Raw genomic sequence first — 21,163 nt, 5'->3', positions numbered from 1 at the left:
CCGAGCCGGCGTCCGCCCGTGCCTAGCCTCGGGTCATGGGAGACCTCCTGCGCCTGAGCGCCCCCGCGGCCACGCCGTCCACGCCCACCTCGTCCGCCCCCACGCCCGTGGCCCCGGCGGCCGGCCCGCACGCGCCCGCCGCGCGCGAGCCCCTGTTCCGGGAGGCCAGCGGCCGCGTGCTGCGCCGGTACCGGCAGGAGCGCGGCGAGCGCCTGGCCGAGACGGCGGCCCGCGCCGGCGTCTCGCTGCCCTACCTCTCCGAGGTCGAGCGGGGCGTGAAGGAGCCGTCCTCGGAGGTGCTCTCCGCGGTGGCCGGCGCCCTCGGTCTCACGCTGCTCGACCTCACCACCGAGGTCGCGCGCGACCTGCGTGCCGCCCAGCAGGCCGCGCCCCGGCCGCGCGGCACGCTGGCGCTGGCCGCCTGACGCGTCCACGCACCGGAAGCGCCGCGGCCTCGGGGTCGGCAACGGCTTCAGCGGGTCGAGATCACCCGGTCCGCCAGGCCGTAGGCGACGATGTCGTCGGCGCGCAGCACCCGGTCCCGGTCGGTGTCGCGCCGCAGCTGCTCGACGTCGCGCCCGGTGTGCAGGCTGAGCGCCTGCTCCAGCTCCTCGCGCACCGCCAGCACCTCGTCGGCGGCCAGGATGAGGTCGGGGATCGCGCCTCGTCCCTGTGCGGAGGGCTGGTGCAGCAGCACCCGCGCGTGCGGCAGGACCGCCCGGCTGCCCGGCTCACCCGCGGCCAGCAGCAGGGCCGTCGGCGAGAACGCCTGACCCACGCACGTGGTCGTGACCGGCGAGCGGCAGTAGCGGATCGTGTCGTAGAGCGCGCAGGTCGCGGTGATCGAGCCGCCCGCGGAGTTGAGGTAGAGGTGGATCGGCTCGTCGGGCCGGTCCGCCTCCAGGTGCAGGATCTGGGCGATCAGGGCGTTGGCCACGCCGTCGTCCACCTCGGTGCCGAGGTAGACCACGCGCTCCTCCAGCAGCCGGCTGTACACGTCGAGCACCCGGTCGCCGCGGGGACCCAAGCTGACGACGTTCGGCAGGACGTAGCTCATCGCGTGCCTCCCGCGGGAGCCGCGCCCAGGAGCCCCAGCCCGGAGCGGCGGGGCGTCGGGAGGGCTGCGGAGAGGTCGGTCAGGACGGCGTCCGCGAACCCGTACTCGACGGCCTCGGCGGCCTCGAAGGTCCGATCGCGCAGGGAGTCCTCGAAGACCCGCTCGCGGGTCTGGCCGGTGCGCTCGGCGATGACGCCGAGCACCGTCTCGCGCATCCGCCGCAGGTCGTCGGCCTGCAGCTCGATGTCGGGCGCCATGCCGCCGATGCCGGCCGAGCCCTGGTGCAGCAGCACCTTGCCGTGCGGCAGCACGTACCGCTTGCCGGGGGTGCCGCAGCACAGCAGGAACTGCCCGGCCGAGTACGACATGCCCAACCCGAGGGTCACGACGTCGTTGGGCACGAGGTCGATGAGGTCGACGATGGCCAGCATCGCGGAGACCGAACCGCCCGGGGAGTGGACCCACAGGGCGATGTCGCTCTCGGGGTCCTGGGCGGAGAGCAGGGCGAGCTGGGCCATCAGCTGGGCCCCGTTGCCGTCGTCGAGGGGTGCGTCGAGGAGCAGCACGCGGTGCGCGAGCAGCTCCTCGGCGGTGCGGGAGGCCAGGGCCGGGGCCGTGGCGACAGGGGGTGCGTCGGTCATGGCTCCACGCTCGCCTCGCCCGGTGCCCCGCTCCAGGCGGCTCTGCCGTCGGCGTACCCGTTCTGCTGTCGGCCTCCAGGGTTCGTCTTGTCTAGGGTCGAGCGCGTGCGCGTGGTCTCCCTGCTCCCCTCGACGACCGAGATCTGCTTCGCTCTGGGCGCGGGCGAGGACGTCGTCGGCGTGACGTTCGAGTGCGACCACCCCGCGCAGGCGCGGACGCGTCGCGTCGTCTCCTCGACCTCGATGCCGCAGGGCCTGGACCCGGCCGGGATCGACGCCTGGGTGCGCGAGGCCACCGCCGCGGGCGAGGACCTCTATCACCTGGACGCCGGGGCCCTGGCCGACCTGGACGCGGGAGCCGGGGACCTGCTCGTCCTCACCCAGGACCTCTGCGCCGTCTGCGCCCTCGACGTCGGCACCGTCGACGAGGCGCTGGCCCACCTCGGCTGCCGCGCCGAGGTCGTCTCCTACGACCCGCACACCCTGGCCGACGTGCGCGACGGGGTGCTCACCATCGCCGCCCGGCTCGACCCCGGCGGTCGCTACCTGGACGCCGGCCGCGCGCTCGCGGCCTCGTTCGACCCCGCCCTCGCGGCACTGGCGGCGGCGGACGCCGAGTCGCCCACGCAGCGCGAGGCGCGCCCCCGGGTGCTGGTGCTGGAGTGGACCGACCCGCCGTTCGCGCCCGGGCACTGGCTGCCGGACATGGTGCTCGCGGCGGGCGGGGAGCCGCTCCTCGGTCGCCGCGGGGAGCGCTCGGTGCCCACGACGTGGGAGGACGTGACCGGGTGCCGCCCGGACCTCGTGGTGGTCGCGCCCTGCGGCTACGACCGGGTCGGGGCGCAGCAGCAGGCGGACGCGCTCGTGGCCGCCGGGCGGTTGCCGGCCGGCGTCCCCGTGCACGCCGTGGACGCCGACGGGTGCTGGGCCCGCCCCGGGCCGCGGGTGCTGGACGGCATCGCCGACCTCGCCGCGCGGCTCGCGCTGATCTCAGGGCGCTGACAGCGCCGGGGGCTGGCACCGGCCGCTCAATCCGCCCAGAAGCCGCGGCCCCAGCCGAGGTCGCCGGCGCCCCACGCCCCGCCGGCACCCCAGCGACCGCCGCCCGGACCGCCGCCGAGGTAGGAGCCGACGACGGCGGCGCCGAGGTCGTCCAGCTCCGGGGCGACCACCCGTCCGTCGACCCGGTTCGCCATCTGGTCGATGAACCGGGCCAGGCCCGGGTCCTCGCCGAGCCGGAAGAACGTGGTCTGCGCCCCGAGGCGTCGGGCGTTGTCGAGCTCGCGCACGGAGTAGGCGATGGTCAGCGGGTGCGGCGGGTAGGCGAACCAGGCCTCGCCGTCGGGCTCGAGGTGGGCCGTCGGCTCGCCGTCGGTGACCACCAGCAGCACCGGCTGGGCGTTGGGGTGCTTGCGGAAGTGCCGGTTCGCCAGGAGCAGGGCGTGGTGCAGGTTGGTGCCCTTCTCGTACTCGGGCTCCAGCGCGGTGAGCTGCTCGATCTCGGTGGTGGCCGCGTGCCGGCCGAAGGTGATGAGCTGCAGGTCGTCGCCGCGGAACCGGGAGGCGATCAGCGTCTGCAGCGCCAGCGCCGTGCGCTTCATCGGCACCCAGCGGCCGTCCATGGCCATCGAGAAGGACGTGTCCACGCACAGCGCCACCGCGGCCTGGGTCCTCGCCTCGGTCTCCTGGACCTCGACGTCGTCGATCTGCAGGCGGACCCGGGGCCTCGACGTGCGCTCGCCGGCGCTCGCTGCTCGACCACCGGGAGCCCCACGCTCACCGGCCTCGCGGACGATGGCGTTGGTGAGGCTGCGGGTGACGTCCCAGGGCTCGGTGTCCCCGAACGCCCAGGGGCGGGTGCCACCGGTCCGGTCGCCGGCGGCGCCGGCCGCGCGCATGTCGCGCTGGCCGGAGCGGTCGCTCATCCGCTGGGCGACGTCGCGCAGCAGCTCCTTGCCGAGCTGGCGCATCGCCTTGGGGGTCAGCCGCAGCTGACCGTCCGAGCCGCGCTCGAGGGTGCCGGTGCGCTGCAGCGCCTTCTCCAGCTCCGCCAGCGTCCGGGCGTCGACGGCTGCTGCGTCGCCGAGCTGGCGGCGCAGGGCCTCGAGGTCGACGTCGTCCATCTGGGCGCCCCCGTAGCCCTGCGAGAGCTGCTCCGAGAGCGCGTCCAGCTCGGCGAGGTCCTGGAAGACGCCGGTGCCGTCGCCGAGGCCCAGCCCCTGTGTCGAACCCTGGCCGCCCTCGCCCATCTGCTCCGAGCCGCCCCAGTCCTCGCCGGGCCGCAGGCCCTGGAGGTTGGCGTCGAGCTGGGCCAGCGCGTCCATGAGGGCGGGCGAGCCGAAGGCGGCGGCCGAGAGCTCCATCAGCTCCTGGCGCTGCTCGGGCGACATCGAGTTCATCATCCGCTGCGCGGCGGCGGCGCGGGCGGCCATCGCGTCGAGCAGCTCGTCGAGGTCGCGCGGGTGCTCGGGGAAGAACTCGCCGTGCTTGTCCATGAAGTCGGCGAAGTCCTGACGCGTGTCCTCCTCGGCAGCCCGCTTCTGGAGCAGGTCGTTGAGGTCACCGACCATCTCCTGGACGGCCGCCCGGTCGGCGTCCGTGGCGTTCTCCAGCGCCTGCTTCATGCCCGCGAACCGCTGGTCGAGCATCTCGCGCCCCAGCAGGTCCTTGATCTGCTCGAAGGTCTCGCGTGCGTCCTGGCTCGCCCAGTCGTAGGAGGAGAGCTCGCTGACGGCGGCCGCGGGCGACGGGGAGAGGTTGTCCAGCTGCATCTCGCGGAACGCGCGGTCGTCGTCGTCCATCATGGCGTCGCGCGCGAGCTGCTTGCGCTCCTCGAGCACGGCGGAGTCCAGCAGCTCGCGGACCTCGCGCATGGTGCCGTCGAGGTTGTGCTTGCTGAGCAGCTCGCGCTTCTTGTCGGCGACCTGGCGGGCCAGGTCGTCCAGGCCCTTCTGGGAGCGTCCGCCGCGGCGCAGGAACTCCTGCATGGCCCGCTCGGGGCTGTAGCCGGCCATGACGTCCTCGCCGATGGCGTCCAGCGCCTCGCGGACGTCGACGGGCGGGGCCAGCGGGTCGGGCCCGCCGGTGTAGCGGCCGTACCGGGAGGCACGTCGCTGGCTCCAGACATCAGCCATAGACGGTCTCCCCCTCGCCGGACTCCTTGCTGACCCGCCGCGCCAGGTAGAGGCCCTCCAGCGCCAGCTCGATGGCCGCGGCGCGCTCGCCGTCCGTGGTGGCCTCGGCGGCGTCGCAGACCTGGTCGTAGAGGTCGGACTCGCCCAGCACCGGCAGGCCGGAGAGGAAGTCGATGGCGGTGACCTGCTCACCGGTGGTGACCATGACTCCGGACTCCAGCCGGTCCACCAGCAGGGAGAAGTCGAGGCCGCGGAAGAGCGAGCGCACCGTGTCGTGGGTGGCGCTGCGCAGCAGGTGGGCGAGGATCTCGGCCTCGCGGCCCTCCTCGCCGGACTCGAACTCGATCTTGCCGCCGAGCACGTCGACGGCCGTCTCCAGGTCGACGACGCGGGCGACCGCGTGCTCCTCGCCCTGGACGGTGGCCCGGTGCAGGGCCGCGGCGGCGATGGTCTCGGCACCGGCGATGGCGAAGCGGGCCGAGACGCCGGAGCGCTGGTCGACGGCGGAGGACTCGCGCAGGTTGCGGGTGAACCGCGCGAGGATCTCCAGCAGGTGCGAGGGGACGTCGGCGACCAGCTCGGCCTCCTGCCGGATCACCGCGACCTCGTCGGTCAGCTCCAGCGGGTAGTGGGTGCGGATCTCGGCACCGAACCGGTCCTTGAGCGGGGTGATGATGCGGCCGCGGTTGGTGTAGTCCTCCGGGTTCGCGCTGGCCATGACCAGCACGTCGAGGGGAAGGCGCAGCACGTAGCCGCGGATCTGGATGTCGCGCTCCTCCATCACGTTCAGCATCGCGACCTGGATGCGCTCGGCCAGGTCGGGGAGCTCGTTGATGGCGACGATGCCGCGGTGGCTGCGCGGGATCAGCCCGAAGTGGATGGTCTCCGGGTCGCCCAGCGAGCGGCCCTCGGCGACCTTCATCGGGTCGACGTCGCCGATGAGGTCGGCCACCGAGGTGTCGGGCGTGGCCAGCTTCTCGGCGTAGCGCTCGGAGCGGTGCACCCACACGACCGGCAGGTCATCGCCCAGCTCCTCGGCGCGCCGCAGGGTCACCGGGGTGATCGGCTCGTAGGGGTGCTCGCCCAGCTCGGAGCCCTCGACGGCCGGAGTCCACTCGTCCAGGAGGCCGACCATCGTGCGCAGGAGGCGGGTCTTGCCCTGGCCCCGCTCGCCCAGCAGGACGACGTCGTGGCCGGCGATGAGCGCCCGCTCCAGCTGCGGCACCACGGTGCCGTCGAACCCGTGCAGCCCGGGCCACGGGTCGCGCCCCTCGCGCAGGGCGGCGAGGAGGTTGTCGCGCAGCTCGGTGCGCAGCGGCTTGAGCACGTGCCCGGAGGCGCGCAGCTCGCCGAGGGTGGAGATCGAGGGGGCGGGGCTGCTGGTGACGGAGGTCGGGGAGCTCACGTCGGCCACGCTACGCCGGGGCTCCACAGCCGCACAGGGGCTCAGGCACGGCTCTGCTCCGGCGCGGCTCGTGCCCCAGCGGGCCCGGCACCGGGAGAGTGGCGCCGGGCCCGGGTGCGCCCCTCCCCCTGGTGCCGTCGGCCGCACGGGGCGGCGGCGGGCGAGGTCCCTCACGAGGGGCGGCACCGGACGCCGGCGGGCCGGGCGCTCGACCGGCGCCGCCGTCGTCCTGCTCTGGTCGTGGTGCTGGGTGGCCGGCTGGGTGCCGGACCGGTCAGCCCGGCACCACCATCACGGCGCCCTCCGCGTGCTCGAGGACGGCGAGGGAGACCGACCCGAGGACCACGCTGTCGATCAGGCCGGTGCGCCGGTGGCCGACGACCACCAGGTCGCGACCGCGCGCCGCCCGCAGCACCTCCTCGTCCGGCAGGCCGCCCACCAGGGCGGTGCCGACCGGGACGTCGGGGTGCTTCTCCGCGAGCCCGGCCACCGAGCCGGCCACCATGGCCGCGACGTCGGCGACCGTCGGGTCGTGGACGTCCATCTTCTGGCCCGAGGCGCCCCGGTCCCACGGCAGGCAGTGCAGCACCGTGAGCGGGAGTCCTCGTGCGGCGGCCTGCTCGAACGCGACCTCGGCGGCCGGGCGTGAGCGCTCGGTGCCGTCGACGGCCACCAGCACGCCGCGCGGGTGCTCGGTGTCGACCGGCTCGGTGCGGGGCCGCAGCACCACCACGGGGCAGGCGGCGTGCCGGGCGAGCGAGGCGGAGACGGAGCCCAGGACCAGCGACTTCACGGGCCCGAGCCCGCGCGAGCCCACCACGATCATGTGCGCCTCGCGGGAGAGGGCGAGCATGAGGGACCGCGGGTCCTCACCGTGGACGACGCGGTGGACCTCGACGCTCGGGGACACCTCCGCGACGGTCGCCTCGGCGTCGTCCAGCAGGCCCTCGGCGGCCTTGCGGACCTCCTCCTCGATGGGGCCGGGGTCGATCCCGGCCTGGGCCAGCCAGACGTTGCTGACCGGCTTCCACGCGCTCACCAGGCAGATCGGACGGCGGGTGAGGACCGCCTGCCCGGTCGCCCAGGCGAGCGCGTCGGCGGCGGCCTCCGAGCCGTCGACACCGACGACGATGGCGCCGGCGGCCAGCTCGGAGACCGGGGTGCTGAGGTGCTCGTGGCCTGTGGTGTTCATGCCTCCAGTGTGGTCCGGACCGGGCCCGGCTCCCATGGACCTAAGACCCCTCTTGACGCGCCCTCCCGCCGTCGTCGGCCCGCCGTCGTCGGCCCGCCGGGTGGGTCCGGGGTCCGCGCGCCCCCGGGGCCTGCTCCTAGGCTGGTCCGGTGATCTCCGGCGGTGGCCCCTGCCCCTGCGGCACCGGCCGCACCTACGACGACTGCTGCGGCCCGCTGCACCGCGGCGCCGCACGCGCCACGGGCCCCGAGCAGCTGATGCGCAGCCGCTACACGGCGTTCGCCCTCGGCCACGCCGACCACCTGTTCCGCACCTGGCACCCCCGGACGAGGCCGCGTGACCCGGCCGCGCTCGAGCCGGACCCTGGCACCACGTGGACCGGCCTGGAGGTGCACGGCGCGGGCACCACCGGCGAGGGCGCCGACGCCGAGGGCGCCGACGCCGAGGGCTGGGTGGAGTTCACGGCGCGGTACTCCGCCGCGTCCGGGCCCGGGAGCCTGCACGAGCGCAGCCGCTTCGTGGTGCGCGCCGGGCACTGGGTCTACCTCGACGGCGTGCACGACTGATCCCGGCCACCCGGAGCAGCCCGGAGCGGCCGTGAGCGGGCCGGAGCGGCCCGGAATCAAGCGCCATGGTCCCCGCGCCCGGGGACCATCGGCCCCTGTCTTGCCCCGGGTGCGCGAGGACCATGGAACGGTCCAGCCACGAACCCGATGACCCCATGGGGAGGAACAGTGCTCCAGTCGATCGAGCTGTCCCTGTCCGAGAGCGAGGCTCTCCTCCGCGCCGGCTCCACCGGTCGGATCGCCATCTCGACGCCGGAGGGACCGCACATCATCCCGGTCAACTACTCCCTCGTCGCCGACCGCGTCGTCGTCCGCACGAGCCCGTACTCGCTGCTGGGCACGCACGCCTCCGGCACGGTGCTGGCCTTCGAGACCGACCACTTCGACCACCAGCAGCAGCGCGGCTGGAGCGTGCTGGTGCGCGGCCGCGGCGAGGTGATCACCGACCCCGCGACGCTCCAGGCGATCCGGCAGGTCTGGCCGCCGCGTCCCTGGGCCGCCGGCAACCGGAACCTGCACGTCGGCATCCGGCTCACCGAGATCACCGGACGCCGGCTCGGCGACGGGTGGGACGTCATGGAGACCCTCGACGGTCACACGGCCCGCGCCGTCTGACGCCGCCCGCGCGCCGTCCGGCCCCGCGGAGCCCGGCGATGGGTGAGACTGGGCGCGTGCCCCACCGCCGCAAAGAGCTCACCGGTCACGCCCACGCCCTGCTGGACGCGGTCGTCGCGATCTCCAGCGACCTCGACCTGGCCAGCGTGCTCCAGCGGATCGTCCGCGCCGCCTGCGAGCTGACCAACGCCGGCTACGGCGCGATCGGCGTCGTCGGCGCCGACGGGGAGATCAGCGAGTTCCTGGTGCACGGCATGGACGCCGAGACCCAGGCCGCCATCGGGGCTCCCCCGCGCGGACGCGGCATCCTCGGCCTGCTGATCAAGGACCCGCGGCCGCTGCGGCTGCACGACCTCAACGTGCACGCCGCGTCCTACGGCTTCCCGGCGAACCACCCGCCGATGGAGACGTTCCTCGGGGTGCCCGTCCGCATCCGCGGGACCATCTTCGGCAACCTCTACCTCACCGAGAAGGACGGCGGCGAGGACTTCACCGAGACCGACGTGATGCTCGTCGAGGCGCTGGCCTCGGCCGCCGGCTTCGTCATCGAGAACGCCCGGGCCTACACCCTCGGCGAGCGGCGACGGCAATGGCTCCAGGCCGCCGCCGAGCTCGTCGACGAGCTCCAGCCGCCGCTGCAGCACGACGAGGCGCTGCGCCGCGTCGCCCGCGCCGCCAGCCACGTCGTCCGGGCCCGCGGCACCGCGGTGGTGCACGCCGAGGACGACCCGGCCGAGGCCGCGGACACCGCGGTCATCGCGACCGTCGACGACGAGGAGGCGCTGCGCGTCGAGCTGCTGGCGCTGCTCCAGTCGGTGCAGGGCCCCGTGGAGGACCCGCAGGAGTGCCGGGTCGGCGCGATCCGTGCCCTCGTCGTGCCGCTGCGCTCGCACCTGACGGGGGCGGCGCTGCTGATCACGTTCTTCGACGAGCACACCCACGCCCTGGAGGCCGAGGAGCGCGAGCTGCTGATCTCCTTCGCCGACCAGGCCGCGCTCGCGCTCGACCGCGCGCAGGCCATGAGCGACCGTGCCCAGCTGGCCGTCATCGGCGACCGCGAGCGGATCGCCCGCGACCTGCACGACACCGTCATCCAGCGGCTCTTCGCCACCGGGCTGCACCTCCAGGGGGCGTCCATGGGCACCGACGACCCGGTGCTCGCCGAGCGGATCGGCAAGGCCGTCGACGACCTGGACCACACCATCCGCGACATCCGCGGCACCATCTTCGAGCTCACCAGCGACGGCCAGGCCTCCCTCAAGACCCGCACCCGCACCCTCGCCCGCGAGTACGCCCGCCTGCTCGGCCACAACCCCGAGGTCACCATCGAGGGGCCGGTCGACACCGCGGTCTCCCCCGAGGTCGCCGAGCAGGTCGTCCCCGTGCTGCGCGAGGCGCTCTCCAACGTCTCCCGCCACGCCAAGGCGTCGCGCACCAGCGTGCTGCTGCACTGCGCCGACGGCCTCCTCGTGCTCGAGGTCGCGGACGACGGCGTCGGGCCCGGCACCCCCGACCACGAGAGCGGCCTGCGCAACGCCCGCACCCGCTCCGTCGACCTCGGCGGCAGCTTCGACCTGCTCCCCCGCGACCCCCAGGGCACGGTGTTCCGCTGGACGGTGCCGGTCGGTTGATTGGTCGGCTCCGCCGCAGCGGTGGTCGAGGTGCGAGGCCGGCCACGGCCGAGCCTCGAGACCGCCGCACCCGCCCCGGGGCTCGCACCACGTCCAGGTGCGGGGATCTCGAGGCTCGTCGCCAGGGCTCCTCACACCTCGATCACCGGACGCGTCGCGCGCGAACGCTTCACGGGTCCGGAACGACCGAGTCTCCAGAGGCACACGGTCCGTGTGCCTCTGGAGACTCAGCACTACACGTCAGGTGAAGCGTCGTCGGGCGCCGGGTGTTCTGCAGCGACGAGACGAGCGTGCGGGCCGTGAGCCTGCGAACGCCCGTGCCGAGTCGAGGAGTGAAGAACACCCGTATAAGCCCGTCGACATGCGACCGGAGGGAGCCTTCCTACTTCGGCTTGCCGTCCGGCCCCAGCAGCTTGGACGCGAGGACGGCGGCCTGGGTGCGGCGCTCGAGGCCGAGCTTGGCGAGGATCGAGGAGACGTAGTTCTTCACGGTCTTCTCCGCGAGGAACATCCGCTCGCCGATCTGGCGGTTGGTCAGGCCCTCGGCGATGAGCGCGAGGAGCTTGAGCTCCTGCTCGGTGAGGTTGGCCAGCTCGGGAGCCGTGGCGGGGCCGTTGCGCACCCGGTCGAGCACCCGGGCGGTGAGCGCGGGGTCGATGAGGGAGTTGCCGTCGGCGACCTGGCGGATGGCGCCGACGAGGTCCATGCCGCGCACGTCCTTGAGGACGTACCCGGACGCGCCGGCCATGATCGCGGCGAACAGCGCCTCGTCGTCGTCGTAGGAGGTGAGGATGAGGGCGCGGATGTCGGGGTCGACGGCGCGCACGGTGCGGCAGACCTCGATGCCGGAGCCGTCGGGCAGCCGCGCGTCGAGCACGGCCACGTCGGGCTTGAGGGCGGGGATGCGGTGGGCCGCCTCCTCGGCGAGGCCGGACTCGCCGATCACGTCGATCATGCCGGTGCCCTCGAGCAGGCTCCGCAGGCCCTGTCGGACCACCTCGTGGTCGTCGAGCAGGAAGACGGTGATCTTCTTGCCACCGGCCTGGGGACTAACGGACATGCGGCAGCTCCTCTGCGTCTGGCCGACCCGGCTCGTCCGGGTCATCGCCGGCGTCGCCCGTACGGGCAGCGAACGCTCCTAGATTTATCACTTCGTCCACGAGATCGAGCCCAGCGGAGCCGTGCGTCACCCAGATGACGGTGCGCCGTGCGCCGCTCTCCCCCAGCACCTCGTGGGCGAGGTCGTCGGCGGTGGCCTCGTCGAGGTGCGCGGTCGGCTCGTCGAGCACGAGCACGTCGGGGTCGGCGAGCAGCACCCGGGCGATCGCGAGGCGCGCCCGCTCACCGCCGGAGACCGACGCGTGGCCGTCGCCGACCCAGGTGCCGAGCCCCGCGGGCAGGGCGTCGAGCCAGGGGCCGAGGCGGGCGGCGCGCAGCGCGGCCTCGACCTCGGCGTCCGAGCAGCCGGGCCGGGCGAGGCGGACGTTCTCGGCGACGGTGGAGGCGAACACGTGCGGGTCGTCGTCGACGAGCCCGACCCGGCCGCGCACGTCGGCGAGCGGCAGGCGGTCGAGCTCGGCGCCACCGAGGCGGACGGTGCCGTGGCGGGGGTCGAGGAACCGCAGCAGCAGCGCCACGAGGGTGGACTTGCCGCAGCCCGAGGGTCCGACGACGGCGACCCGACCGCCGGGGGCGACGTCGAGGTCGAGGCCCGCGAAGGCCCGTGTGCCCTCCCAGCCGGCGGTGACGTCGTGCAGGGCCACGTCGTTGCCGCGCGGCTCGGGGCCGAGTATCCGCGGCTCGGTGACGGCGGGCTCCATGTCGGCCAGGGCCTCCAGGCGCGCGCGGGCGGCGGCCGTCCTCGCGGAGAGGGCGCCCGCGTCGGCGAGCGGGACGGCGACGTCCGTCATCGCCAGCGGCATGAGGATCACCAGGGCCGCGAGCGGTCCGCTGAGGTCGCCGGCGGCGACCAGCGGGGCGAGGACGACGGCGACGAGCGCGACTGCTGCGCCGGTGAGCGCGAGGACGACGGCGCGGCCGGCGCCCCACCAGGTGGTGGAACGGCCGGTGGCGGCCCCGAGCCGGTCGCTGGCGGCACCGACGGCGTCGGCGGCCCGGTCGACGGCCTGCCACATGGTCAGCTCCTCGCCCAGCGCGGCCGCGGCGACGACCTCCTCGGAGAGCGCGGCCCGCAGCGCGACGGCCTCGGCCTCGGCGCGGGCGGCGCCCAGGCGAGCCAGGTACCAGGCCGCGAGCCCGGCGAGCAGGCAGTAGCCGCCCACCACGAGCCCGGCCACCGGCGCGAGCAGCGTGGACACGAGGGTGGCGAGCACGGCGACGAGGACGAACCCGCGCAGCGGCATCAGCACCCGCAGCTCGTGGTCGAGCTCGGAGTCGACGTCGTCGACGACCGAGGCCAGCAGGTCGCCCCTGCGACGCCCCAGCCGGCCGGGCACGAGCGGCACCAGGGAGCGCCACACGGCCACGCGGCGCTCGGCGAGCATCCGCAGCACCACGTCGTGGGAGAGCAGCCGCTCGGCGTAGCGCAGCACGGGGCGGCCGATGCCGAAGGTGCGCACACCGACGATGGCGACCATCAGGGTCAGCACGGGCGGCATGAGGGAGGCCTGGACGATGAGCCAGCCGGACGTGGCGGTCAGCGCCACCCCGGAGGCCGAGGACAGCGCCCCCACGAGGGTCGCCAGCGCGAGGCGTCCGCGCCCCGCCAGCAGCGGGGTGTCGTCGGCGTCCTCGGGGCGCAGCACCCGCGGTGCGGGCCCGGTGACCCGGTCGGCGGTGGGCCCGGCGGTCGGCCCGGCGGTCGGCCCCGGGGTCGGCAGAGCGAGCGTGACCACGTGGTCGGCGACCTCCACCAGCGCGGGGCGGTGCGCGACCACGACCACGCCGCGGGTGCGCGCGAGGGCGACCAGCCTGTCGGTGACGACCTGCTCGGTGAGGACGTCCAGGTGGGCGGTGGGCTCGTCCAGCAGCACCCACGGCCGGTCGGCGACGACCACCCGGGCGAGAGCCAGACGGGCGCGCTCCCCGGCGGAGAGCGTGCTGCCGTCCTCCCCCAGCCACGTGTCCAGCCCGAGCGGCAGGTCGCGGACCCGCTCCTCCAGGGCGACCTGGGCCAGCGCGGCCCACAGGTCGACCTCCGGGGCGTCGGGTCGGCCGAGGCGGAGGTTGTCGGCCAGCGTCCCGGCGACGAAGCCGGGGCGCTGCGGCAGCCAGGCGACGTCCGCCTGCCACGCCGCCAGCGCGGCCCCGACCAGGGGCTCCTGCCCCCGCAGGACCCGGCCCTGCGTGGCCGGCAGCAGGCCGGCGACGACCGCCAGCAGCGTGGACTTGCCGCAGCCAGACGGCCCGGTCAGGGCGGTGAGGCCGGTGCCGGGCAGGACGGCGTGGACGTCGTCCAGCGCCGGGACGGTGCGGCCGGCGCGCAGCACGGTGATGCCGTCGACGGTGATCGGTGCGGCCGGGTCGGTGGTCGGCCTCGGTCTCGCGACGGTCGCAGCGCGACCTCCTCGACCAGCGGCATCGTCGCCGGGGGCGTCCAGCAGCGCCGAGACCTCCTCGATCGTGGCGACCCCCTCGGCGGCGGCGTGGAACTCGGCACCGACGCGGCGCAGCGGCCAGTAGGCCTCGGGCGCCAGCAGCAGCACGACGAGGGCGGTGCCCAGGTCGAGGTCGCCCCCGGCCAGACGCAGCCCCACGGTGACGGCGACGAGCGCCACGGACAGGGTGGCGACGAGCTCCAGGACGCCCGAGGAGAGGAAGGCGATGCGCAGCGTGTCCATCGTGCGGGCCCGGTAGCCGTCGGTGGCGCGGCGGATCACCGCGGTCTGGGCGTCGGCGCGGCGGTAGGCGACCAGCGTGGGCAGTCCGCGGACGACGTCCAGGAAGTGGCCGGACAGGGCGCTCATCGAGCGCCACTGGGCGTCGGCGCGATCGCGCGTGGCGAGGCCGACGAGCGCACCGAAGACCGGGATGAGCGGCATGGTCGCGACGACCACGGCCGCGCTCATGAGGTCCTGGGAGGCGATGGCCAGCACGGTGAGGGCGGGCAGGACGCCGGCGAGCACCAGCGCGGGCACGTACCGGGTCAGGTACGGCTCGAGGGCGGTGACGCCGCGGGTCACCAGCACGGAGCGGTGGCCGCTGGAGGCGTCCTGCTCATCCCCACCGGCAGGGACGGCGAGCACGCGGGCCACGAGCCGGCGCCGGACCTCGCCGCCGACCCGCGTGGCGGCGGTGGCGGTGAGCCGGTCGGTGCCCCAGCCGGTCAGCCCGCGGCCGAGCAGCAGCAGGGCGACGGCGAGGGCCCACCGGGTGACGGCGGCCGAGGAGAGGTCCTCGACGGCGGCCACGACGAGGCCGGTGACGGCGAAGGCCTGCCCGATGACGAGCAGCGCGGAGAGGGTCTGGAGGACGACCACGCCCGCCAGCGGGCCCCGGGCGGGGGCCAACCGGCGGGCGAGGCGAGGATCGGTGGGCCTCACGCGGCGCTTCCGCTGCCGGCCAGGGTCTCCTCCGGGATGTGCTGCACGGAGATGCGCTTGCGGAAGACCCAGTAGCTCCAGGCCTGGTAGGCCAGCACGATCGGGGTGAAGACCACCGCGACCACGGTCATCACCGTCAGCGTGTAGCTGGTGGCGGCCGCGTTGGTGGTGGTCAGGCTGTAGGCGGCGTCGATCGAGGACGGCATCACGTCGGGGAAGAGGGCCAGGAACAGGCCCGCGACGCCGGCGGCGATGGTGACGAAGGTGCCGAGGAAGGCCCAGCCCTCGCGGCCGACGGCCGCCGCGGCGATGCCCCCGACCAGGCACAGGGCGGCGACGACGAACGCGACCGCCGAGGCGACCGAGCCGGTCATCACCTGGGTCCACAGCAGGAACGCCACGGCGATGACGGCGGCGCCGATGCCGGTGCGCACGGCCAGTGCGCGGGCCCGGTGCCGGATGTCGCCGTCGGTCTTGAGGGCCACGTACATGGCGCCGTGGGTGAGGAACAGCGTCAGCGTCATCAGGCCGCCGAGCAGGGCGTAGGGGTTGAGCAGGTTGAAGAAGCCGCCGGTGTACTCCAGGTGCCCGTTCAGCTCCTCGATCGGCACGCCGCGCAGGATGTTGGCGAACGCGACGCCCCACAGCAGCGCCGGCACGACGGAGCCGATGATCAGCGCCAGGTCCCAGTTGCGGCGCCAGGCCGCGTCGTCGCGCTTGTGCCGGTACTCGAAGGCCAGCCCGCGCACGATGAGGCCCACCAGGATCAGCAGCAGCGGGAGGTAGAAGCCGCTGAACAGGGTGGCGTACCACTCGGGGAAGGCGGCGAAGGTGGCGCCGCCGGCGACGAGGACCCAGACCTCGTTGCCGTCCCACACGGGACCGATCGTGTTGATGAGGACGCGCTTCTCCCGCTCGTCACGGGCGAGGACGGGCAGCAGCATGCCGACCCCGAAGTCGAAGCCCTCGAGGGCGAAGTAGCCGATCCACAGGACGGCGATCAGGGTGAACCAGACGGTGGTGAGCTCCATGACTCTCTTCTGTCTCTCTCGTCCCGGGCGATCAGTAGGCGAAGGCCAGCGGGCGGTCGGGGTCGTGGTCGTCGTCGCGGACCACCGGCTCGGCGAAGTCGTCCGCGCCGTGGGCGATCGCCGAGAACATCAGCTTCAGCTCGACGACGGCGAGGACGCCGTAGAGCAGCGTGAAGACGATGAGGGAGGTGAGCACCTCGCCCGCGCTCACGGTCGGCGAGACCGCGTTGTCGACGGTCATCAGGCCGAACACGGCCCAGGGCTGGCGTCCGACCTCGGTGAAGATCCAGCCGAAGGAGTTGGCGAACAGGGGGCCGAGCGGCACCGCCCAGGCCACGAGCAGCCAGCGTCGGCTGGTCACCGTGCGGTCACCGCGCAGCGCGACGAGCACCGCCAGCGAGGCCAGGATGCCGAGGAATCCCAGGCCCATCATCAGCCGGAAGGACCAGTAGGTCAGGCCCTCGATCGGGGTGTAGTCCTCGGCGTAGCTGACGGCCTCGGTGTCCTGCCCGTACTCGAGGACGTACTCCTCGCTGAGCGGGTTGATGCCCTCGACCTCGCCGTCGAAGGAGCCGGTGGCCAGGAAGGAGAGCAGGTTCGGCGTGGTGACGGCGAACTTCTCCTCGGTGCCGTCGAGGCTGCCGATGGTCAGCCAGGAGAACCCGGCGGGCTGCTCGGTCTCGTACAGCGCCTCGGCGGCCGCCATCTTCATCGGCTGGACCTCGGTCATGATCTTCGCCTGGGCGTCGCCGGAGACGATGACGCCGGCCGAGGCGATCAGCATGACCCAGGCGGCGGTCTTGGCGCCGGTGCGGTACAGCGCCTGCTCGGAGGCCTCGGCCCGGCGGCGGCCGCGCACCAGCTGCCAGACCGAGACGCCCACGACGAAGCCGGCCGCGGTCATGTACGCCGAGAGCAGCACGTGCGGGAACGTCACCAGCTGGACCTCGTTGGTGAGCACCGCGAAGAAGTCGGTCAGCTCGGCACGCCCGGTCTCCGGGTTGTACTCGTAGCCGACCGGGTGCTGCATGAACGAGTTCGCCGCGAGGATGAAGTAGGCGGAGAACACGGTGCCCAGGTGCGCCAGCCAGATCGTGGCCAGGTGCGCCTTCTTGGGCAGCCGGTCCCAGCCGAAGATCCACAGGCCGAGGAAGGTCGACTCCAGGAAGAAGGCGAGCAGGCCCTCCACCGCCAGCGGGGCGCCGAAGATGTCGCCGACGAAGCGGGAGTAGTCCGACCAGTTCATCCCGAACTGGAACTCCTGCACGATGCCGGTGACGACGCCGATCGCGAAGTTGATCAGGAAGAGCTTGCCGAAGAACTTCGTGAGGCGGAGCCACTTCTCCTGGCCCGTGCGCACCCAGGCGGTCTGGTAACCGGCGACGATCGCCGACAGACCGATGGTGATCGGCACGAACAGGAAGTGGTACACGGTGGTGATGGCGAACTGCCATCGGGCAATGTCGAGTGCGCTGAGGTCCACGCGTCGATCGTGCTGCCGCACCACCCCGCTGTCTGCCGCCGAGTTTCGTGCCATGGGGGGACCTAGGTCCGACCCGTGGCAGACCAGTGGCCGTCCCCGTCGGGAGGGTCCTGTGAGGGCGCAGGAGCAGCGCGCGACCGGTGCGCGCGTCCCGGCCGCGGGGACCTCGGCAGCCCTCCCGCGCTGCGCCGCAGGTCAGCGGCCCCCGGCACGCCCCCCGCGGCGTCCGGTGCGGTCCGGTGGGGAGGCCGCCGCTGGACCTCGCGCCGGGGGACCTCCGACCCGGGCAGCGCGACGGACCGGACCGACCCGGTCTGGTGTGACTCGGCGCACAGCCTCGTCCCTGCGGGATCGGCGGTGCGGCTCAGCCGACGAGGCGCCCCGCGAGCAGGCCGAGCACGGTGCGGTGGGCGTCGTCGGCTCCGGCGCCGGTGAGCAGCCGCACGACCAGCGCGCGCAGCAGGTCGGCGCGGGTCTCCTCGCGGGAGGCCAGCTCGTCGAGGTGGGGGGCGGGCGCCCCGAGGTCGAGGACGAGGTCGAGCACCGCGGTCGCCTCGGCGAACGGGGCCGGCCGCCAGGTCGGCTCGATCGCGGTCACGAACGGCGCCCCCAGGGCCTCCAGGTGGACGTTGCCGGCCAGGGCGGCGTGCACCAGCTGCCGCGGGCGTGGGTCGGGGCCTGCCGAGAGCAGTGCGAGCGCGGTCAGCGCCTCCTGCGCCAGGCGCACCGCCGGCACGCCGAGGCCGGCGGTCGCCACGAGGCGCTCGACGAGCGCGTCGGTGAGCGGTCGCTCCCCGAACGCCACGGCCTCGGCCAGGCCGCGCGGGTCCTCGCGCTCCACCAGCGCGGACGGCGGCGTGCGCACCGCGACGTCCAGCAGCGCGTGCAGCAGCCGACCGGCACCGAGCACCACGGCGACGTCCCCGCAGACCTCCGTGCCCGGCTCGTGCCGGGCCGCGCTCCACCCGTCGACCACCCAGGAGCCGTCGCGCGCCGGGACGGGCAGACCCAGGCGCAGGTCGCGGTGGCCGCGGCCGGGGGCCTCGTCCAGGCGGACGGCGAGGCGCGCCTGCACCGGCGAGACGGCCCCCACGAGGGCGGCGTCGCGCCCGGGCCGCAGGGCCAGGTCACCTGCGCGGACGGTGCCGGTCCCGGGCACGGCGACGGCTCCGCCGGGCACGGCGAAGAGGTCGAGGACGCGGGGAGGGACGAGCACCGGACCACGCTATCGCCCGCGCTCGCTGCACGCCCGTACGCCGACCCCCCAACGGGGGGACGCCGCACGTGAGCCGCGGCACGTCGCGACACCCCGGTGGGCACCTGCGCCGCAGGTGAGGGGCCTGCGGAGGGGTCGGCGACCCGCCGACCCCCGCCGGGGCGACCCGGGTGGTCGCCGGGGCTCCCTACAATCGCGGCCGTGGGAAAGGCAGCAGCGGCACGCAAGCTGGCGTCCGCCGCCGCGTACGGCGGAGGCGGACTGTCGGTGCTCGGCGCTGCCCTCTACGGCGTCCTCGCCACCGAGGCGCGCCTCGCCAAGCAGGCGGTCGGCCCGATCCGCGAGGAGCCGCCGCCGGACCCGACAGGCTGGTACGGCCGCGGACGCCCCGGCCCGGCGCTCACGATGGTGCTGCTGGGTGACTCCAGCGCCGCCGGCTACGGCGTGGACCGCCCCGAGCAGACCCCGGGCGGCCTGCTGGCCTCCGGCGTCAGCGAGACCGCCGGCCGGCGGCTGTACCTGCGAGACCTCGCCGTGGTCGGCGCCCGCTCCTCCGACCTGGCCGACCAGATCGACCAGGCGCTGCCGCTGGAGCCCGACGTCGCCGTCGTCCTGATCGGCGCCAACGACGTCACGCACCTGGTGCCGCCGTCCGCCTCCGTGCGCTACCTCTCCGAGGGCGTGCGCCGCCTCGAGGACGCCGGCTGCGCGGTCGTCGTGGCCACGTGCCCCGACCTGGGCTCGGTGAAGCCGATCGCCTCCCCGCTGAAGGAGGTCGCGCGGTCGTGGTCGCGGCGGCTGGCCGCCGCCCAGACCATCGCGGTCGTCGAGGAGGGTGGCCGCACCGTGTCGGTGGGCTCGATCCTCGGCCCGGAGTTCGCCGCCGAGCCGACCGTGCTGTTCGGGCCCGACAAGTTCCACCCCTCGGTGGAGGGCTACCGACGGCTCGCCACGGTGCTGCTGCCCTCCGCCCTGGCCGCCTTCGGCCTCGCCGAGGACGAGGGCGACCGCCTGGAGTCCCAGCGCGGCGAGGGCGTCCTGCCCGTCACCGACGCGGCCCTGCGGGCCGTGCGCACCCCGGGCACCGAGGTCGACGGCACCGAGATCGGGGGCAACCGCCGAGGCGTCCGCGGCCTGTGGGTGGAGCTGCGGCACCGCCGCCGGCGCACCGACGTCGAGGGCGAGGCCCCCGAGGAGCTCGAGGAGCAGGACGTCCCCGCGCACGACGACGCGGCCGTCGAGGCCGGGTCCGGCACCGGCACCGGCACCGACTGACGGGCCGCGAACGCACGTGGGCCCCGGGCGATGCCCGGGGCCCACGTTCTCGTCCGTGACCCCGCGGTGCTGCGTGAGCCCGCGGGGCGCGGAGGGGTCTGGGGTGGCTCAGTCCTGGTTGAAGAACGCCAGGATGCGCAGCAGGTTGGTGTAGATCCAGACCAGGCTGACGGTCATCGCGAAGGCGGCGATCCAGGAGTCGCGCTCGGGCAGGCGGTTGGCGATGCCCTGCTCGACGAAGTCGAAGTCCATGATCAGCATGAACACGCCGAGCACGAGGCCGGCGACGGCGGTGATCATGCCGATGCCGGTGACGCCGAAGAGGCCGATGTTGAAGCCGAACAGGCTCATCACCAGCGAGACCAGGGACAGGCCGACCATGCCGAAGACGGCGGCCATCACACCGCGGCGGAACTTGTCGCCCACCTTGATGTTGAGGAACTTGTAGGCGGCCAGGGTGCCGGCGAACGCGGCGAAGGTGCCGAACACGGCGCCCGAGACCACGCCGTCACCGAACTGGGCGTCGAAGATCTTCGAGATGGCGCCGAGCGCCACGCCCTCGAGCGCGGCGAAGGCGAGCACCAGCGCGGGGCTGACGACCTTCTTGAAGGAGTTGACCATGGACAGCGCGAAGGCACCGAGCGAGCCGATGGTCGCCGCAGCCATGAGCGCGCTGATGTCGGCGCCGGGCAGGACGTCGGGGGTCAGCACCCACGTCGCGATCGCGGTGAGGATGACGACGCCGAGGCTGATGCCGGTCTTCTGGACGACCGAGTCGATCGTCATCCGGCCCTGGTCGGGGGTGGTCGTGTAGCCGGTGGTCTCACCGGGCACGCCGACGCCCCACGTCGAGGGGTCGGAGCCGTAGCCGCTGGTGGTGCCGTTGCCGGCGTAGGTCTGGTTCGCGTAGGCGCCGGAGCGGTTGAACTCACCGGAGCGCCGGAACACCGGGTTGTTGCTCTGCATGGTTGGTCTCTCCTCGGAGGCCGGGTAGGGCCAGTCGTGGTCCTGGGGCGAGAAGCCTAGAGAAGCTCTCACCAGGTGCCAACGTCCGAGGCGGGTGAGTCGTTCCCGCAGGAGTCGCCGAGCACGTCGCGGAGGAGGTCGCAGAGCAACGAGGGGGACCCGGGGACGTCCACGCAGTGGGGTCCCCGGGCCAGTGGGGGCCGGGACCATGACGACGGGCGTCACGATCCCGGGCTGCCGTCCTCCCCCAAGAACGACAGCACGACCACTGTCGCCGAACCGGCGTGAAGACCGCGGGGGGCGATCGGTGCGGATCGGTGAAGGGGCCGTGAAGATCCCCGGGACGGGATGGCGGTGTGCCCCCGGTGGGACTCGAACCCACACTGTGCCGCTTTTAAGGCGGCTTCCTCTGCCGTTGGGATACGGGGGCCGCGACCCCGTGCGGCCCG

Annotated in this window: 17 protein-coding genes and 1 tRNA gene; 6 read left to right on the top strand and 12 right to left on the bottom strand. The window is 74.3% G+C overall.

The window, feature by feature from the left end; genetic code table 11:
• Positions 1 to 35: 35 nt before the first annotated feature.
• Positions 36 to 425 (top strand): helix-turn-helix domain-containing protein, encoded by a 390-nt coding sequence (locus M8330_RS06815; protein ID WP_250826710.1) that lies wholly within the window; start codon positions 36 to 38, stop codon positions 423 to 425.
• Between the two features lie 47 nt (positions 426 to 472).
• Here the strand turns inward: M8330_RS06815 and M8330_RS06810 are convergent, their stop codons facing one another.
• Together M8330_RS06810 and M8330_RS06805 are read right to left on the bottom strand one after the other, a co-directional pair.
• Positions 473 to 1,057, bottom strand: coding sequence for a ClpP family protease (locus M8330_RS06810; protein ID WP_250826709.1), 585 nt, complete (start codon positions 1,055 to 1,057; stop codon positions 473 to 475).
• Complete coding sequence (locus M8330_RS06805; RefSeq protein ID WP_250826708.1) at positions 1,054 to 1,698, bottom strand: ClpP family protease; 645 nt, start codon at positions 1,696 to 1,698, stop codon at positions 1,054 to 1,056. The genes M8330_RS06810 and M8330_RS06805 overlap by 4 nt, the downstream gene beginning before the upstream one ends.
• Positions 1,699 to 1,803: 105 nt before the next feature.
• Between M8330_RS06805 and M8330_RS06800 the strand changes: the two genes are divergently transcribed.
• A complete protein-coding gene (locus M8330_RS06800) occupies positions 1,804 to 2,700 on the top strand; it encodes a TroA family protein (protein ID WP_250826707.1) in 897 nt (298 codons plus the stop codon).
• A gap of 26 nt (positions 2,701 to 2,726) precedes the next feature.
• On the opposite strand, the gene M8330_RS06795 is transcribed toward M8330_RS06800, so the two are convergent.
• The 3 genes from M8330_RS06795 to M8330_RS06785 all read right to left on the bottom strand — a co-directional run bounded on the left by M8330_RS06795 (position 2,727) and on the right by M8330_RS06785 (position 7,429).
• Positions 2,727 to 4,832, bottom strand: coding sequence for a vWA domain-containing protein (locus tag M8330_RS06795; RefSeq protein ID WP_250826706.1), 2,106 nt, complete (start codon positions 4,830 to 4,832; stop codon positions 2,727 to 2,729).
• Entirely contained in the window at positions 4,825 to 6,237 is a 1,413-nt protein-coding gene (locus tag M8330_RS06790) for a magnesium chelatase ATPase subunit I (RefSeq protein WP_250826705.1), read from the bottom strand. The genes M8330_RS06795 and M8330_RS06790 overlap by 8 nt, the downstream gene beginning before the upstream one ends.
• Positions 6,238 to 6,511: 274 nt before the next feature.
• Positions 6,512 to 7,429 carry a universal stress protein gene (locus M8330_RS06785; RefSeq protein WP_250826704.1) on the bottom strand — a complete coding sequence of 306 codons (918 nt, stop codon included), beginning with the start codon at positions 7,427 to 7,429 and terminating at the stop codon, positions 6,512 to 6,514.
• 149 nt (positions 7,430 to 7,578) lie between these two features.
• Here M8330_RS06785 and M8330_RS06780 point away from each other — a divergent pair, with 149 nt between their 5' ends.
• From M8330_RS06780 to M8330_RS06770, 3 genes are all read left to right on the top strand, one after another.
• Positions 7,579 to 7,995 carry a YchJ family protein gene (locus M8330_RS06780; RefSeq protein ID WP_250826703.1) on the top strand — a complete coding sequence of 139 codons (417 nt, stop codon included), beginning with the start codon at positions 7,579 to 7,581 and terminating at the stop codon, positions 7,993 to 7,995.
• A gap of 147 nt (positions 7,996 to 8,142) precedes the next feature.
• Positions 8,143 to 8,610, top strand: coding sequence for a pyridoxamine 5'-phosphate oxidase family protein (locus tag M8330_RS06775; protein ID WP_250826702.1), 468 nt, complete (start codon positions 8,143 to 8,145; stop codon positions 8,608 to 8,610).
• A 56-nt stretch (positions 8,611 to 8,666) separates the two neighbouring features.
• Positions 8,667 to 10,241, top strand: coding sequence for a GAF domain-containing sensor histidine kinase (locus M8330_RS06770; RefSeq protein ID WP_250826701.1), 1,575 nt, complete (start codon positions 8,667 to 8,669; stop codon positions 10,239 to 10,241).
• A 382-nt stretch (positions 10,242 to 10,623) separates the two neighbouring features.
• Here the strand turns inward: M8330_RS06770 and M8330_RS06765 are convergent, their stop codons facing one another.
• The 5 genes from M8330_RS06765 to M8330_RS06745 form a co-directional block, all read right to left on the bottom strand.
• The gene (locus M8330_RS06765) at positions 10,624 to 11,301 is read right to left on the bottom strand and encodes a response regulator (protein ID WP_250056771.1); all 678 of its coding nucleotides are present in this window, start codon (positions 11,299 to 11,301) and stop codon (positions 10,624 to 10,626) included.
• On the bottom strand, positions 11,291 to 14,743 hold the full coding sequence (gene cydD, locus M8330_RS06760; RefSeq protein ID WP_250826700.1) for a thiol reductant ABC exporter subunit CydD: 3,453 nt from the start codon (positions 14,741 to 14,743) through the stop codon (positions 11,291 to 11,293). The genes M8330_RS06765 and cydD overlap by 11 nt, the downstream gene beginning before the upstream one ends.
• Positions 14,740 to 15,774: a cytochrome d ubiquinol oxidase subunit II gene (gene cydB, locus M8330_RS06755; RefSeq protein WP_250826698.1), complete on the bottom strand. Its 1,035-nt coding sequence runs from the start codon at positions 15,772 to 15,774 to the stop codon at positions 14,740 to 14,742. The genes cydD and cydB overlap by 4 nt, the downstream gene beginning before the upstream one ends.
• A 31-nt stretch (positions 15,775 to 15,805) precedes the next feature.
• Positions 15,806 to 17,257: a cytochrome ubiquinol oxidase subunit I gene (locus M8330_RS06750; RefSeq protein WP_250826697.1), complete on the bottom strand. Its 1,452-nt coding sequence runs from the start codon at positions 17,255 to 17,257 to the stop codon at positions 15,806 to 15,808.
• Between the two features lie 364 nt (positions 17,258 to 17,621).
• Positions 17,622 to 18,473, bottom strand: a complete 852-nt coding sequence (locus M8330_RS06745) for a hypothetical protein (protein WP_250826696.1) — start codon at positions 18,471 to 18,473, stop codon at positions 17,622 to 17,624.
• Positions 18,474 to 18,674: 201 nt separating this feature from the next.
• Here M8330_RS06745 and M8330_RS06740 point away from each other — a divergent pair, with 201 nt between their 5' ends.
• On the top strand, positions 18,675 to 19,748 hold the full coding sequence (locus M8330_RS06740) for an SGNH/GDSL hydrolase family protein (RefSeq protein ID WP_250826695.1): 1,074 nt from the start codon (positions 18,675 to 18,677) through the stop codon (positions 19,746 to 19,748).
• Between the two features lie 108 nt (positions 19,749 to 19,856).
• On the opposite strand, the gene M8330_RS06735 is transcribed toward M8330_RS06740, so the two are convergent.
• Both M8330_RS06735 and M8330_RS06730 read right to left on the bottom strand, forming a co-directional pair.
• Positions 19,857 to 20,714 (bottom strand): Bax inhibitor-1/YccA family protein, encoded by an 858-nt coding sequence (locus M8330_RS06735; RefSeq protein WP_250826694.1) that lies wholly within the window; start codon positions 20,712 to 20,714, stop codon positions 19,857 to 19,859.
• 357 nt (positions 20,715 to 21,071) lie between these two features.
• Positions 21,072 to 21,144: transfer RNA gene (locus M8330_RS06730), tRNA-Leu, on the bottom strand.
• Between the last annotated feature and the right edge of the window lie 19 nt (positions 21,145 to 21,163).

The organism is Nocardioides bruguierae (assembly GCF_023656415.1).
Taxonomy (GTDB): Bacteria; Actinomycetota; Actinomycetes; order Propionibacteriales; family Nocardioidaceae; genus Nocardioides; species Nocardioides bruguierae.
The sequence above is the reverse complement of the archived record's forward strand: the minus strand, read 5'-3'. Positions and strand labels throughout refer to the sequence as shown.